Origin of the sequence: Methanobacterium paludis (assembly GCF_000214725.1) — an archaeon.
Taxonomy (GTDB): domain Archaea; phylum Methanobacteriota; class Methanobacteria; order Methanobacteriales; family Methanobacteriaceae; genus Methanobacterium_C; species Methanobacterium_C paludis.
Map to the genome: position 1 here is coordinate 2,038,108 of NC_015574.1, position 14,977 is coordinate 2,053,084.

The 14,977-nt window shown below is 35.0% G+C and carries 18 protein-coding genes; 10 read left to right on the forward strand and 8 right to left on the reverse strand.

Annotated features, from left to right (window positions below; genetic code table 11):
- Positions 1–168 precede the first annotated feature (168 nt).
- The 6 genes from MSWAN_RS09585 to MSWAN_RS09610 form a co-directional block, all read right to left on the reverse strand.
- Positions 169–438 (reverse strand): elongation factor 1-beta, encoded by a 270-nt coding sequence (locus tag MSWAN_RS09585; RefSeq protein WP_013826447.1) that lies wholly within the window; start codon positions 436–438, stop codon positions 169–171.
- Between the two features lie 165 nt (positions 439–603).
- Positions 604–765 (reverse strand): zinc finger domain-containing protein, encoded by a 162-nt coding sequence (locus tag MSWAN_RS09590; protein WP_013826448.1) that lies wholly within the window; start codon positions 763–765, stop codon positions 604–606.
- Positions 766–1,410, reverse strand: a complete 645-nt coding sequence (locus MSWAN_RS09595; RefSeq protein WP_013826449.1) for an amino acid kinase family protein — start codon at positions 1,408–1,410, stop codon at positions 766–768.
- A 53-nt stretch (positions 1,411–1,463) separates the two neighbouring features.
- The gene (gene pth2 / locus MSWAN_RS09600; RefSeq protein WP_013826450.1) at positions 1,464–1,805 is read right to left on the reverse strand and encodes a peptidyl-tRNA hydrolase Pth2; all 342 of its coding nucleotides are present in this window, start codon (positions 1,803–1,805) and stop codon (positions 1,464–1,466) included.
- A gap of 99 nt (positions 1,806–1,904) precedes the next feature.
- Positions 1,905–3,095, reverse strand: coding sequence for a YcaO-related McrA-glycine thioamidation protein (locus MSWAN_RS09605; RefSeq protein ID WP_013826451.1), 1,191 nt, complete (start codon positions 3,093–3,095; stop codon positions 1,905–1,907).
- Between the two features lie 305 nt (positions 3,096–3,400).
- Complete coding sequence (locus MSWAN_RS09610) at positions 3,401–3,994, reverse strand: site-2 protease family protein (RefSeq protein ID WP_013826452.1); 594 nt, start codon at positions 3,992–3,994, stop codon at positions 3,401–3,403.
- Positions 3,995–4,213: 219 nt separating this feature from the next.
- Between MSWAN_RS09610 and MSWAN_RS09615 the strand changes: the two genes are divergently transcribed.
- The 5 genes from MSWAN_RS09615 (at position 4,214) to MSWAN_RS09635 (ending at position 8,710) form a co-directional block, all read left to right on the forward strand.
- The gene (locus MSWAN_RS09615) at positions 4,214–4,669 is read left to right on the forward strand and encodes an HIT family protein (RefSeq protein WP_013826453.1); all 456 of its coding nucleotides are present in this window, start codon (positions 4,214–4,216) and stop codon (positions 4,667–4,669) included.
- 134 nt (positions 4,670–4,803) lie between these two features.
- Complete coding sequence (locus MSWAN_RS09620) at positions 4,804–5,805, forward strand: M24 family metallopeptidase (RefSeq protein WP_013826454.1); 1,002 nt, start codon at positions 4,804–4,806, stop codon at positions 5,803–5,805.
- Positions 5,806–5,923: 118 nt separating this feature from the next.
- Positions 5,924–6,859, forward strand: coding sequence for a type II secretion system F family protein (locus MSWAN_RS09625; RefSeq protein ID WP_013826455.1), 936 nt, complete (start codon positions 5,924–5,926; stop codon positions 6,857–6,859).
- A 13-nt stretch (positions 6,860–6,872) separates the two neighbouring features.
- The gene (locus MSWAN_RS09630; protein WP_013826456.1) at positions 6,873–7,064 is read left to right on the forward strand and encodes a class III signal peptide-containing protein; all 192 of its coding nucleotides are present in this window, start codon (positions 6,873–6,875) and stop codon (positions 7,062–7,064) included.
- Between the two features lie 239 nt (positions 7,065–7,303).
- Positions 7,304–8,710 (forward strand): lactaldehyde dehydrogenase, encoded by a 1,407-nt coding sequence (locus tag MSWAN_RS09635; protein WP_013826457.1) that lies wholly within the window; start codon positions 7,304–7,306, stop codon positions 8,708–8,710.
- Between the two features lie 188 nt (positions 8,711–8,898).
- Here the strand turns inward: MSWAN_RS09635 and MSWAN_RS09640 are convergent, their stop codons facing one another.
- Together MSWAN_RS09640 and MSWAN_RS09645 are read right to left on the reverse strand one after the other, a co-directional pair.
- On the reverse strand, positions 8,899–10,398 hold the full coding sequence (locus MSWAN_RS09640; RefSeq protein WP_013826458.1) for an MBL fold metallo-hydrolase: 1,500 nt from the start codon (positions 10,396–10,398) through the stop codon (positions 8,899–8,901).
- Positions 10,399–10,430: 32 nt separating this feature from the next.
- Positions 10,431–11,153 carry a tRNA-binding protein gene (locus tag MSWAN_RS09645; RefSeq protein WP_013826459.1) on the reverse strand — a complete coding sequence of 241 codons (723 nt, stop codon included), beginning with the start codon at positions 11,151–11,153 and terminating at the stop codon, positions 10,431–10,433.
- Between the two features lie 487 nt (positions 11,154–11,640).
- Here MSWAN_RS09645 and MSWAN_RS09650 point away from each other — a divergent pair, with 487 nt between their 5' ends.
- The 5 genes from MSWAN_RS09650 to MSWAN_RS09670 all read left to right on the forward strand — a co-directional run bounded on the left by MSWAN_RS09650 (position 11,641) and on the right by MSWAN_RS09670 (position 14,866).
- Entirely contained in the window at positions 11,641–11,823 is a 183-nt protein-coding gene (locus MSWAN_RS09650) for a hypothetical protein (RefSeq protein ID WP_048188441.1), read from the forward strand.
- A 268-nt stretch (positions 11,824–12,091) separates the two neighbouring features.
- The gene (locus MSWAN_RS09655; protein WP_013826461.1) at positions 12,092–12,418 is read left to right on the forward strand and encodes a PRC-barrel domain-containing protein; all 327 of its coding nucleotides are present in this window, start codon (positions 12,092–12,094) and stop codon (positions 12,416–12,418) included.
- 10 nt (positions 12,419–12,428) lie between these two features.
- Complete coding sequence (locus MSWAN_RS09660) at positions 12,429–13,193, forward strand: aspartate dehydrogenase (protein WP_013826462.1); 765 nt, start codon at positions 12,429–12,431, stop codon at positions 13,191–13,193.
- Positions 13,194–13,483: 290 nt separating this feature from the next.
- Positions 13,484–14,233: a tRNA(His) guanylyltransferase Thg1 family protein gene (locus tag MSWAN_RS09665; RefSeq protein ID WP_013826463.1), complete on the forward strand. Its 750-nt coding sequence runs from the start codon at positions 13,484–13,486 to the stop codon at positions 14,231–14,233.
- Positions 14,234–14,434: 201 nt separating this feature from the next.
- Complete coding sequence (locus tag MSWAN_RS09670; RefSeq protein ID WP_013826464.1) at positions 14,435–14,866, forward strand: Mov34/MPN/PAD-1 family protein; 432 nt, start codon at positions 14,435–14,437, stop codon at positions 14,864–14,866.
- The last annotated feature ends 111 nt before the right edge of the window (positions 14,867–14,977 follow it).

Consider the following 14,977-nt stretch of genomic DNA (forward strand, 5'->3'; position numbering starts at 1 on the left):
AGAATTTATTATAAAAAATTTTAAATTGCGTTTTAAATTAAGAAAAAATTTAAAGAGCTTAAAGAATTTAAAAAAATAAATCAAACGTTATAATAAGAAATAGAAATTAGCAAAAAGGTTGAGGGAATTAATGGAAATCATCAAGACCTATTCTACCTGATCCATTTATTACATTAACCTTCGTATGTCCACAACTTCAATGCTTGCTACATCTACAAGCTTAGAAAGGTTTGCTTCCACCTGCTCTGTACCGCCCTCTGCATCGTCAACAACTACCATTACATTAAGGGCAACAAGGCCAAAAGCTATTGGTTCTTCCTCAATTTTGTGAAGTTCAGTATTTTCTGGTATTGATTTTCCAACATCTTCTTTAAGTTTTTCCATATTAACATCAGGACTTTCAGGCATTAATTTTATTGTTGCTACAACTTCTCCCATTGTTCTACCTCCAAAACAACCTTCAACCTTTTTCGAAAAGGTTGATCAAACTCTGGTAATACTTTTATTTTCATTAATAAAAAAGTATTTCAATTAAACAAAACCTAAGTAAAATTTAAAATCAGCTTAAATTTCAAGTGTCGTCTTAAAAAGGATTAATATGAATTAAGGTCCTTTAAAACCGCATTCACACTTGTAAAGATGACCGAAAGTTCTGCATTTCTCGCATCTGTAGAGTATTCTGTCACATTCCGGACATACAAACTTCACATAGTTTTCTACAGGAGATATCTCTTGTTTACATGATGTGCATTCTATTTTTTCCATTTAATTTCCTCCAATGAGTGTATATTTAGAGTTTTTACCTTCTATTATAGATATAACCCTTTCAGGGCGTCTACCATTTACAACATAACATTCAGATTTGTATTGAAGCAAAAGCTCTGGTAAAATTTCATCCACTGATGTTTCACCAAAATTTAGTAGTTTTTTTGCACTTATATTTTTTATAAGTTTCGCACCAGTTTGTGATGGATAACTTGTATATATACCATCTACATCTGTTGCTATTAAAAGTTTGGTTTTTAGAAGATGTGATATATAAAGTGATATGGAATCAGATGTCACGCTCCAAGAATGTTCAAGAGGGTCAAGGTACTCCATAATCAGGTAAGGCAGTAATATTGGAAGTTTTCCATCACCAATAGTTTTTTTAGCATCTTCAAGAGAGTGAACTGCTTCAGCACCATCAACTTTATCTGCAACGAGCATTCCAAGAATATCCATGCACATTATGGCACTTTTATGATTTGCAGTGTCTGAAAACTGCACTTTTGTATCGTAAGCCCTTAACTTATTTGCAAGGGCTCCACCGCCGCATATCACAATTGACTCAGTCCCAACAAGTGTTTGGCAGAGTTTTATGGCATCATCTGGGAAGAGACTTCCACCCACCTTTACAACCCATTCCATATCAGCACTCTCTTTTTTAGTATTTAAACTATATATTATGGATTTCAGTTTATCTATTTAAGGAGTTTAAGATCCTGAGTTACTTTATCTATTATTTCGTCTTCATCAGGGCCTATTCCAATGCATGTTATGGTTGATTTTGGAATTTCAGTATGTCCTGCATCTTGAACAAGATAATGTGGGATGTCAGAGCCTTTAACCATTTCGTAGACTTCAAAAAGTTCCCTGAGATCATCAACTTTAACCACGACTTTTTTCCCACCTTCCTGCTCCCATTTTTTGATTTTACTGTCATTAGCTCTAACATATGCGCCTAAACTTGCGTGACAAGCTTGAGCCGCAATTTTACCTCTTCCCATCTTGAGATCCGCCCTCATAACTATTACCTGTTTCATATCTTTCACCAATAAATATCATAAAATGAATTAAAAGTTTTAATCTGATATTTGTAATTTAATTTAACTTGTAATCAAATAAAATATGGATAATATAATTTAAACCAGCCTGTTCCCAACCCTATCAGCGTCAAGAGAATAAACCTCTAATCCCGGAATTATAACCCTAACAACAGGTATTTGAATCTCAGGACGAGTTAGATCTACGTATAAAACATCATCAAACCCACATTTTTCAAGCAACTTGAAAGAGGTTCCTATATCTTCTTTAAAAGATTTTCCGGATCTATTCTTAATCTCGGAAATATCAATTTTTTTCTCTGACTCTCCGAACCAGTGTTTGTTAATTCGTTTCATCCGTTCGTATCCGGCCTTCCGCATGAAGACTGCTCGAACCGTATCTTCCCTTGTTCCATGTATTTGAGTTGCTCGACTTTGTGCTACTTCTGTAAGAGCCCTTATTGCAGCTATTTCCGGGTCGAGGTGAGTTCCAACTCCCAATGTTAAGAGAGCAGGATCCTTAAGGACGGGGTCATCTGAAACTGCGGCCATGGTTGTAACTTCCACATCCGCCGTTAAATCCACAAGCTTCACATTGATTTTTGCATCATCGAATTTGGATAATATATCTTTTATTATCTGATTTTCAGTACCTTCACAACTCACTTCTGGTTTGGACTTATGTTTGGCCTCGAAGATGCTCCATGCATCCCTCTCTATGACTTCCATCATACCATGGAAAACAGCTTCTTCCAGTCTGTTTCCAGATGCAAGACCGTTTGTATTTGACTTGAATAAATCAACACCATTTGTTGGGTTGAATGGATGGTAAACCGAATTTGCAGGTACAAAATACTCTTTTTCATCCTTTAAATATGTAGCTTTCACCCATTCAATCTCAGATGTCTCTGGATCAAATGTGGAATATGGAAGTATCAATGATTTTGGGTTTATGGAACTTTCCATTTCATTAAAGACTCCTGAAATGATATTATCCCCATCAGTACCCTGAAACTCTGCTGAATATCTTTCAAACGATTCCATCATTGCAGATGCCTTTGCTTGGGTTTTTGTAGCTCCTTTACCAGCATATATGCTCACAGCACCTTCTGCAGCGGAGGGACGTATTGCAGAATAAACAGGTATCCCCACACGGTCTAAGTGAGTTATCTCAGCTATTCTGGTAACTCCTGCGGTCTTTAATTTACCTTCAACATTCTTTATTGTCTTTTCAGGAGATATGGACCTATGTGTGCAGCCAAAATACTTTATTGGAACATCTTGAAACATTGGGATCACTTGAAATTCTTATTTTTCTTTCGATTATAATCAAAAATTCAATGTTAATTCGTAAAACTTTTCAGTATATATTAGATATGGTATTGTAATTAGATTTTGTAATTAAATTTTAAGTTCGAGATACATTTCTCTAGATACATTTCATTTAATTCTAAATACATTCCATTATTTTTATTTATTGTTTGTTAGAGTTTAACCTATACAGGTACAAAACATTTTAGAATTATTTGCTTTTTATTTAATGACCAAAAAATTTAATGACCAAAAAAAACTAAGAAAAAGAATTTATAACATGTTTAAACTGACATGCCAAACATGGCTTTTACGGTTAAAATAAGGGCCAAAACTGCTGTGATTCCCCATACAACAGGGTTCCATTTTAAAACCTTTGCACCATCTAGTATACTCACAGGTATAAGGTTAAAGAATGCTAAGAAACTGTTAACTGCAAATCCAAATGTTGCAATCATTGTAATTAATTGTGAAGACGTTGGTACGAACATCAACGTTAGAAAGAACAGCGCGAGGATTATATTTGTAACAGGGCCTGCAAGAGATATTTTTCCATTTTCTTCCCTGGATATGTAGTCCCCATGGATGTAAACAGCTCCGGGAGCTGCAAATACAAAGCCAAAGTAAGCTGTTATTATTGCAAATATTAATCCCTGCACCCACATCTTGAATTCAGCCTGGAATCCATATCTTATTGCAACAAATTTGTGGGCTAGTTCATGCAGTACGAATCCAACACCAACAGTGATGAATGTAACTGGGAATAAAGTAATTAAAACATTTACATTGTTTCTACTGAATAGATAAGCGAAGATGAATGCTATGACAAACATAGAAATGAATATATCTCTGACTTCATGAGATGTGAATTTTACCATAATTTAAGAAGCTTGTTTTTCACATATAATGATTTCCATAGTTAAGACTTAAACCCAATTATACCCATAATTTACAATAGATAATAAGTATTTATAAAAAGTTAACAAATCAATGCAAAGACAGTCCGATCCATCTTAAAATGAGGAAGGACTTTATAAACTTTAAATCATATAATAAAAAGCAGAACTAAAGGCTATTAGAATATTGGGATGGATAATATGACAATAAAATGTGAATACTGTAAGGTAAGTGGAGGATACGGTGATCTTATTTATCAAACAGATTACTGGATGGTATTTCTCGCTCCCAGCCAGAGATACCTTGGAACCTGTGTTGTTGCCCTCAAAAGACACTGCAAAAATTTATCAGAACTTGAAAACAATGAATGGGCAGATTTTGCAGCCATAGTGGGTAAATTAGAGGATGCACTGGACAAATCATTCACCCCTGACCTTTACAACTGGAGTTGTTTCAAAAATGCCACGTTTAGGGATGAAAACCCTAATCCCGAAGTTCATTGGCATTTCATACCCCGATATAGAAAGGAAGTCAAATTCATGGATACTGTATTTGAAGACCCTGATTTCGGACATATCCCACAACCCGTGGAAAAAAAGGTATCAAACAACATTATGAACGAGATTATGACAAAAATTAAAGAAAATTTAGAATAAATTACAATTTTAAACATTATAAACTCAATTTTAAATATAATAAACTAGTTAAATATGAATAAACTCAATTTAAACACAAATAAGATTATTTAAACACAAATAAGATTTATACATAGTCAAAGGATATGAAACATATGCTTAACACCAAAATCACAGGAATACTCAACGGAATGCGCCAAAAAAATTTGGACTCCATTATTGCATTAAAACCTGAGAATATAAGTTATGTAACTGATTTTAAACCTTCAAGCTTCTCAGTACTAATATTGAAGGATGAACCTATATTATTCACTTCTAAATTAGATATTGAAGATGCGTCTGAAGTTTCAAGCGTTCAAGTTGAGGCATTTATATCTATGGATGATATAAAGAAAAAATTAAGTGGAATTGTTGGAATAGAAAGTTCAATGACCGTTGGAACCCATAAAAAACTTTTAAATAATTTTAAAACTGAAATAACCGATGTTATAGAAATATCACGGATCATCAAATCAAAAGAAGAGGTTGAAAACATTAAAGCTGCACTTCAAATTGCTGAAAGCTCAATAATGGAAGTTGAATTTTCAGGAACTGAGAACGAAGTTGCTGCACAACTTGAGTACAATATGAGAGTTAGAGGATCCAGCAAACCCTCATTTGAAACCATAGTTGCCTCAGGTAAACGATCAAGCATTCCACATGCTCAGGTAACAACCAAACCCCTGGAAAGTCCTGTTGTAATTGACTGGGGTGCAGTTTACAACAACTATTCATCTGACACAACAAGAACCATTGTTGAAACAGAGAAGCAGGAAGAAATATTTCAAATAGTCTTAGAAGCTCAAGAACAAGCAATAAAATCAATTAAACCCGGTGTAAAAGCATCTTATGTTGATAAAGTTGCAAGAGACGTTATCACAGAATACGGGTACGGTGATTCATATATACATTCAACAGGCCACGGTTTAGGTATTGAAGTCCATGAAGAACCTTCATTATCTACTAAAAGTGAGGATATACTTAAAAATGGAATGGTTGTTACCGTAGAACCAGGAATATACCTTGAAGGTGAATTTGGAGTACGTACGGAAGACGTTGTTTTAATAGATAATGGTGCAAAAGTTTTAACCAAAATTAAGAAAAAATTAAGTTTTTAAACAGGTGCATATTACATTTTGGTTCTAAAAATTTAAATTAAATTTTATCAGAAATAGAAAGTCTTAAATCAAGCATATTAATATATTAAAAAATAGTAGAATATAATTAGGTGAAAAAATGGCAATTATACCTCCTGCATTGTCTCCGATATCAAGAAAACTTGACAACATGTTGCCGGACAGGTACCTTGTTTTGATACAGGAAAATCTGATAAGGTCAGGCATGTATGTTAAAGCATCAGACCTCATAACATTAGTACTCATATCAGGCATTGTTTTAGGTACAGTTGCACTGTTATTATTCATGCTGTTGGGAATTAACCCTATTTTAGGATTTTTAATCGGATTTTTCACACCTTTAGGAATTATCTTCGGTTGGATCTTCTTTTTAATGGAGAAAAGGGTTGATGCAATAGAACAAACTACCCCTGATTTTTTAAGACAAATCGCATCACTTTTAAGGGCAGGAGTCGGTATTGAAACAGCCATGGAAGATATTTCAAAACATGGCAGCGGCCCTCTAAACGACGAATTGAAAAGGGCAGTAATAGAAATAAAAATAGGCAGCAGTTTCGAAGAAGCCCTTATATCCATGGGAGAACGTTTAAAATCCAAAAACCTGGATCGAACATTCAGAATGATACTTGAAGGTAAAAGAGTTGGAGGAAGCTTATCTGATGTTATAGAAACTGTAGCAGAAGATTTAAGGGCCGTTCTGGCTTTAAAACGTGAAAGAAAAGCCAATGTAATGATGTCTGTGATGTTTCTACTTATAGCTGCAATAATTGCAGCTCCATTTGCGTTGGGAATGATAATGACCTACTCCGCATTCATAGAGGCGCTTGGTAAAACAAACCCCCTTCTTGACGCTTCTGTCACAGCTGCAAGTGGTTACATTATTATTCATTCAACGATAGCAAGTATCTTAATTGGAATCGTGCTTTACGGAAGCGCTAAAAAGGGAGTGAAATTCGTACCGCCCCTTGTAATTGTATCATATGGAATATTTTATGTAATAAAAGTATTAGGACCTTCTTTACTGGGATTCACATGATCGTGGTGTAACTATGGGTATATTGAAAGAGGAATCTGCACAAACTTCAGCCGAGCTTATTCTAATTGTAGGTGGTATAATAGTAATTGCAATTGTGGCTGCTATTTTTTACAAAAATTATGTTAACGGGCTTGGAAATGAGATAAACAACACAGACGTTGCAAACGTTAACAACAATATAACTGACCTTAAAAATGAGTTTTAATGGTCATGATTAATCAGTTGAATAATGTAATAGTCCCTAAATTGCATTAAATTGAAATTCAATATTAAAGGTTTTATATTAATTATCATTTTATTATTAACAATTTTAACTAATTTTATTAGAAAACGTCTACATATTAAAGTCCATATATTAAATCTTTAAGATTTCATAAAACTAATTTACATAGACAAACACAATTAATTCGAAATCTCAAGATCTAGTTAAAGGAGTGTTTGAATATGAAAATGTTGATCAATGGGAACCTAATAGACAGAGATGAAAAGATAGATGTAAAAAATCCTGCAACAGGCAAGATCGTTGATACTGTACCCCTGTGCAGCCGTAAAGATGCAAAAAATGCCATTATGGCAGCAAACGGATCAAAAAGGACCATGCAGGAAATGTCAGCCCGTAAAATATCCAGAATACTTTATGACATTTATGAAGATGTTTCAAAAGTCTCAGACCAACTAGCAGAACTTATAACATTAGAAACAGGTAAGGTTATCAGAGATTCTAAAGAAGAGATGAAAAGATCAATTTTAACCCTACAGCTAGCTGCAGAAGAGTCAAAAAGGATATATGGCGAGACAATTCCCATGGACGCCGGAATAGGTGGTAGAACAACACTAGGATTTACAATTAAATTACCTATTGGTGTTGTAAGTGCAATAACTCCTTTTAATTATCCTGTTAACCTTGCAATGCACAAAATCGCTCCAGCACTTGCAGCAAAAAATACTGTGGTTTTTAAACCTTCCCAAAAAGCCCCACTTGCCGCTTTAAAACTTGCACAGCTTCTAGACAGCCACCTACCAGATGGTGCCATTAACGCGGTTACAGGGAAAGGAAGTGTTGTGGGAGATGAGATGGTGACAAGCAGTCTCGTGAACAAGGTATCATTCACAGGCAGCATTGAAACAGGTGTTTCAATCTCAAAAAGAGCAGGAATGAAAAAATTAACGCTTGAACTTGGTGGAAACGATCCATTAATAGTCCTTGAAGATGCTGATATTGAAAAAGCAGCATTATCCGCAGTAAAAGGCGCATATCTCAATGCTGGCCAGGTCTGCATGGCTGTGAAACGTATAATTCTTCAAAACAGCATTGCTGATGAGTTCACCGACAGGTTAGTGGAAGAAACAATGAAACTGAAAGTTGGAGATCCTATGAATCTTAAAACAGATTTAGGACCCCTTATTGATGAAGAAGCAGCCATAAAGGTTGATAAAGTTGTGGAAGAGTCTGTGGAAGATGGTGCTGAGATCCTATGTGGTGGAAAACGTAAAGGTACATTCTACACTCCAACAGTGCTTGACAACGTTAACCCCCAAATGAGGATCGTGAGGGAAGAAACCTTTGGACCAGTTGCACCCATAATCCGCGTTCAAAGTGTTGATGAAGCATTTGATGTTGCAAACGATACCAAGTACGGCTTACAGGCAGGAGTATTCACAAATAGTGTTGAAAATGCTTTAAAAGCTGCTAAAGTCATAGAAGCCGGCGGAGTGATGATAAACAAACAGTCCACATTCCGAACGGACAACATGCCATTTGGCGGGTTTAAAATGAGCGGAATGGGTAAAGAAGGCGTAAAATATGCTGTTGAAGATATGACCCGAAGTAAGCTGATTGTTTTTGGTTAAACCCCATTAAAAATAGGATTACTCCAAAAAGTAACCTTTAATAAACTAAGGTTTTTTAAAAGTTTAAGTAATTCATTTTGATCTAAATTTCAATTAATTTTTAATTTTTATTAATTTTATAATAAACTGATTTTATTGGGTATTATTATGGTTAACATACAAATTCCACTATAATTAATTTTACAGGATCAACACTTGAGCTTTGGATAAACAACATTTATTCCATCTTCTTCAAGCTCCTTAAACATCTCTTTATGCTCTGTATGTATCGGGTAAAGCACATCCGGACTTACCTCACGTATCATATCCAAAATTTCAGGGCCTGATGCATGACCCGATGCATGCATCTGATGCATGGGCAGGTTGAAGTGATCTAACCAATTTTTCACTCTTTTGTAATCTATTTCCATCTCATCGTCAAACGGTTCAGTTACAGACCTTATGTAAATTCCATTTTCGGGTTTTATGTCAATTAACTCCTTCAGCTCAAAAAAATCACATCGGAAGATATATTTTTCCGGTTCCTCCTGCAAATCCCTGTAGTTTATGGTGTTATCAAGGTTCAGAAAATCTCTTTCCCATGTTTTGTAGTCCGATTTGAGGTAAGAATGGTCAATTTCAGACGAACAAATCCATTCACCGTCAAAGCAAGCATACGAATCATTCCCAACTAGACCCCAACCTTTACGAGGTTTATAAACCGCAATATCGTCTATTTTTGGATAATCCTTGTCCGGATAATCTTTATTTTCGAAAAGGTTGAGCATGTAAGCCTGTTTTAAATTCAAAACCAGAGTTCTGCCGGTGTCCTTCGCTACTTTGTAGAATGTGACGAGCCGGTCAAAGTCCCTTATAGGATAATTTACAATTACCAATCCCTTAAAATCAGAAATAAGAGTTTTAGCTTTGTTTTCAATGTCCTCTTCTGTGGTGTTGGACTGACTGTCTATACGGGTGCCCTCAGAGATCATGATGTTTGGGTTGGATTTTTTTGCCTCTCTCACGAACTTACGTGTTATTTCAGGCCTTCTTCCATGGAACCTAAGGTCCCCTGTGTATGCAATTGTATCATCAGCTGTTTCAAGGATGTATGCTGATGCTCCGGGTAAAGAATGGTCAACAGGAGCGCTTTTTATTGTGAAATCACCAATCTGGAAATTTTCATACGGTTTTACCACATGAACATCCCTTTCAACCATTGCATCTTTCCCACCAAGTCTTTTGTAACCTTCACCATTCTTTTTTGGTGTAAAATGGAAATTCTTTTTCAATTTGAGCATGTCTATGAAAGATACCGCACTTGTATCCTCCAAAACCTTCAAAATAAAATATGATTCCTCTGTCATGTAAAGGGGGATATCTTCACGCAGGTGGTGGATGTAAGCTGAATGGTCCATATGTGCATGGCTTAAAAGCAGACCCTCAACAGCAGGTTTTTCTTGAGAGTTAAGCCCACAGTGTCTGAGGTAATCTTCTCTGTATATGCCCTTGATCTGAGGTAAAAGTCCCAGTTCAAGGAAATCCTGGATTCCATTGGCTTTACGGGGCTGCAGAAATTCTGAGAAGTATTTGTTGGACTGTGAGAAGCTCATACCAAAGTCCAGAAATAGTGAAGTTGTATTGTGGTTAATTAAAATCTTATTTCCACCTATTTCATTCACTCCACCGTAAAAATCAATGTTAACCATATTTTCAATCCATATTTTTTAGTTTATAAAAACTATTTTAAAAATTCTTCAACTAAGCTGCGGGTTTTTTTAAGGGCTTCAAGTGGAAATCCGTGTGGAAGTTCCCCTAATTCACCTTCAACATTCTTCAAGACACTGTTGTCAACTCCAAGGAACATTCCCTCACTTGTGACCCCCATAAATGTTGTTGGAGGCAGAAGTGACACTCCTACATTGTTGCCCTCTTTAACTGTCATATCATTGGTTACAACTGTTGCAGCCCGATCTCCGATATTCACGTTGCAAACAATGAGTTTATCTGCATGTGGATGTTTTCCAATACTTACAACTTCACCTTTCCGGATGTCAATTCCCACAACAGGGTCATCTACTGCCCCAAGTAAGAGTCTTTTATCTACACTGGAAATTGTGTTTAAGGAAAATTTAATCTTTGATATGGATTCTTTAAGCTTTTCCTTCTCTTCTTTGTGCACAAGCTTTAGAAACTCGCCTTGCCATCCCTCACCACCAAGGGCTTCGGTTATATCCCTAATTTTCTCCTTCAAATCCATTATCTGTGGAGATTTGGCCAGATCCTCCGGTTCCAAGTAGGAATAGTAAAGAGCCTGTATTTCAGGGATCATTTCCCTTGCAGCAGTCATACATTTTTTTTTATTCCATATACCCTTTAAATTTGCCCCTCCAGCTGTTCTTATGAATAATTCTACTGATTTTTCCGCAACTCGCAGTCTGTAATCTTTACTCGTATCCCACATCGTTACCACCATATTTAACGTTTATTTCTTATTTAACACACCATATTCCATTATAATTAAATATCTTAAGAAATACGGCTTATTTAGTAATATTGATTTAATATGAACTTTTATCAGAGTATATTATGTGTAATTAAGATTGTTTTTAAAATTTTAACATATGCAATTTATCAATTTTGCTCCATAAACCAGATTCTTATTTTTCTAAAATAAATTTTCTAGTCCATGAATGTTTTATATATCCTTTTCTAATTTATGCTGCCAAATGATTTAAAAGTGTTCATGAAAAATTTTTAAATGATTTTGCAAAAAAAGTTCAAATTAATTGAATTAATTAGAAATATTTAAGTAACTTGTAGAAGGCTTTGATAAATGACTGAAAAGTGAACATGCATAAAATAAATTAAATGAAGATAAAGTAGGCAAGATGGGTTATTATAACAAATACGCCGAAAATAATCCTTTAAACATAAATAAGGCGTACTTTATGAAACAGGTTAAAATACTCAACAAGGAATCGTTTGAAGTTCTTTCCAATACCTACAGATGTTCAAAGTGTAAACATCGTCATGAAATTGTTGTAAATAATATCAAACGTATAAACATTGGTTGTAAACACCCCAGAGGTCCTGGAAATCCTTCTCACTGTGTTTACTTTTTATCCACATAAACTGATAATTTAATTATCTTAACTTAGATTTTAACCGGATATTTTAACTGGTGCTCAGTTTATAAATGTAGATCGAGCAGATCACATAATACTGAATTTTTGTTATATCCCAATAAAATCAGTTCTTGACCTTTTATGTCGTAAAGTTTAAGTATTTAGATGTTTTTAATTTTATTTAGTTAAGTATTCATTGAATTATAATGAAATAGGTGTTAAAGGGCAAATCTTCTTTAGGGAGAATTGCCAAAGTAAAGGGTAGGTGGTATCAATGGTAGATTTATCAAGCCTATACGATTTGGATGTGTACACAACACGCGGTAAATATATTGGAAGGATCCAGGACGTTGTATTAAACATAAAAAAAGGTAGGGTCTCAACTTTAAAGACCATAGCTATGAAACCTGACAACAAAAAAAGCGTTGGAATTAAAGACGTTATAAAAACAAGCATACGAATAGTACCCGAGGGAGATGAGATTAGACCCCTCAAAGAGGAAGGTACAATAGATATAGCATATGATCGGGTACAAGCTGTAGGGGATATTCTTTTGATAAGCCCTGAACTAGTGGAAACCCAAGTAACCCCACAACAATAGGAAGAATAAAATGAAAGTCGGAATATTAGGATGTGGCGCCATAGCTAACATAATCACTAATTTTGCAGCTGAAGGAAAGCTTGGCGTCGATCTAAATTTTTTTTACGATAGAGATATTGAAAGGGCTGAAAACCTGGCATCACAGGTTGATGGAACTGTTTTGTTGAGTATAGAGGACATGCTGGACAAGGTGGACCTCGTAATAGAGGCAGCATCACCCCAGGCTGTCAGGGAAGTTGTTCCAACCGTCATCGGTGCTGGTGTGGATATGATTGTCATGAGCGTTGGAGCTCTTCTGGACAATGAACTAAGGGAACGCCTTGATAAACTTGCAAAAGAGAACAATGCAAAGATATACGCACCTTCAGGAGCAATTGTAGGTATTGACGGTATCAAAGCAGCATCCATCGGTAAAATACAAAGCGCAAGTCTTGTAACAAGAAAACCTCCAAGATCCCTTGGAATTTCAACGGATGAGGAAAAGATCCTCTACGAGGGAAAGGCAGGAGATGCAGTTTTAAAGTTCCCAATGAACATAAACGTTGCAGCAACCTTAAGTTTGGCCTGTGGAATGGAAGTTGATGTTAAAATAATAGCAGACCCTGCAGTTGACCGAAACATGCACGAAGTCCATGTAATAGGAGAATTCGGAGAATTTAAAACCATCACAGAAAACTTACGGTGTTCAATGAACCCTAAAACAAGTGTTCTTGCAGCTTATTCTGCCATTAAACTCCTTAAAAGTTTAAATGAAACTATACACATAGGTACATGAATTTTTAGTTTTTTTATTCATATACCTTATTTTATTAGCAAAATCTATTTTATTCAGTTAAATAACTCACAGAGTTTTTTTCTACATTTTTTCATTTTATGGAACCCTCACTACCAGATACTTATTACAAAGTTAAATTAGAACAAAATCATTATATCTTTGATATGGTTTTTGATATTCAAAGTTTTATTAATTAAAAGTTTTAAAAGTTAAAATCTAACATGAACTGTAATAAGATATGTAATAAGATATTCCAAAACTGATTATACACAATTATAAGAAGGGTTGTAATGAAGCAATGCGAAATATTTTCCACTTTAAAGGTTCCCTGCGGGTCAAAGATCGTTTTAAGGATTGATGGAAGGAAATTTTCAAGGTTATCCAGTGATCTGGAGTTCAAAAAACCCTATGACATTAATTTCATTAAAACAATGGTTGATTCCTGCTTAGAATTTTCAAGAGAATTCAGCCCTTCCTTTGTATACACGTTCTCAGATGAGATCAATATATTGCTCTCGGAAATACCATTTGCAGGTAGAATTGAGAAGTTGAACTCTGTTTTTCCAAGTTTTATTTCAAGTTCATTTTTTAAGAATCTTAAATCCATTAAGGAGACAGATGGAGTTACTAAAAGGATAAATATGAAACCTGTTTCCTTTGATTCCAGGGTGATCCCTCTCTCTGAAGATGGTGTTGTGGAATACTTCAAGAATCGCCAGGATGAAGCCTGGAGAAACTGCCTGAACGGATACGCTTATTGGACACTCAGAAAAGAGCATGATAAAAAAGAAGCAGTTGATATATTGGATAAAAAGAAAAGTAGCCAGTTACATGACATAATATTTGATAAAGGCACCAACATAGCAGAGGTACCAGCATGGCAGAGGCGTGGTGTTGGACTCTACAGAAAAAAGGTCCAAGTTGAAGGATTCAACCCAATATCCAATAAAAAAGTTTTATCTGAGCGTTTGAGGCTTTTTGTTGACTGGAATGTTCCAATCTTTGATGAAGACTTTTTCAGGGATAATAACATTTTGTAGTCTAATCCTGAAATCAATTAAAATGAAATCATCTTTAAATTGGAATCATTAAGTTTGAAATATTTTAAACCCCCATATAAGATAATGCTACACTTTAAATGTAAAATCCTTTTATAAATCTATCTAACACCTTTGATTTTTTTAAGCCCACTTGTACCTCTATTTATTTAGTAGAAATATCAAAAATTAAACTGATACAAAATGAAAAAAATTGATAAATTCTTTGGGACTATCCTGGGAAACAGGAAAAAAGAAGTTTCAGAAGTCCAGATAGACAGGGAAGTTGTAGAAGAAATAATACAAATTGCAGAGAAATCATATCCCCTGGAATTCAGTGCAATACTCCAGGGAAAAATTGAGGATAATATCTTAAAGATAGAAGGTTTAATATTTCTTCCAGGAGCAGCTTCTGAAGATGGTGCTGTTATGGAAATATTTATGATGCCTATGCTATCCGATGATATGGGTTCTGTCCACAGCCACCCCGGATACAGTGCAATGCCCTCAACTGCAGACCTGCAGTTTTTTGCAAAGAGGGGACTTTTCCATATTATAATCGCACAACCCTACGATCTAAATAGTATCCGAGCCTACGACTCCTTTGGGGAACCAATGGATTATACAATTGTTTAAAACTGTTTAAATCATTCTGGTTCTTCTGTTAAAAATGAAAATAATAAGATTCTTTTAAAAACAATTAAAAATAAAATCTTTTTTTTTAACCGAATTAATTTTTTAACTGAT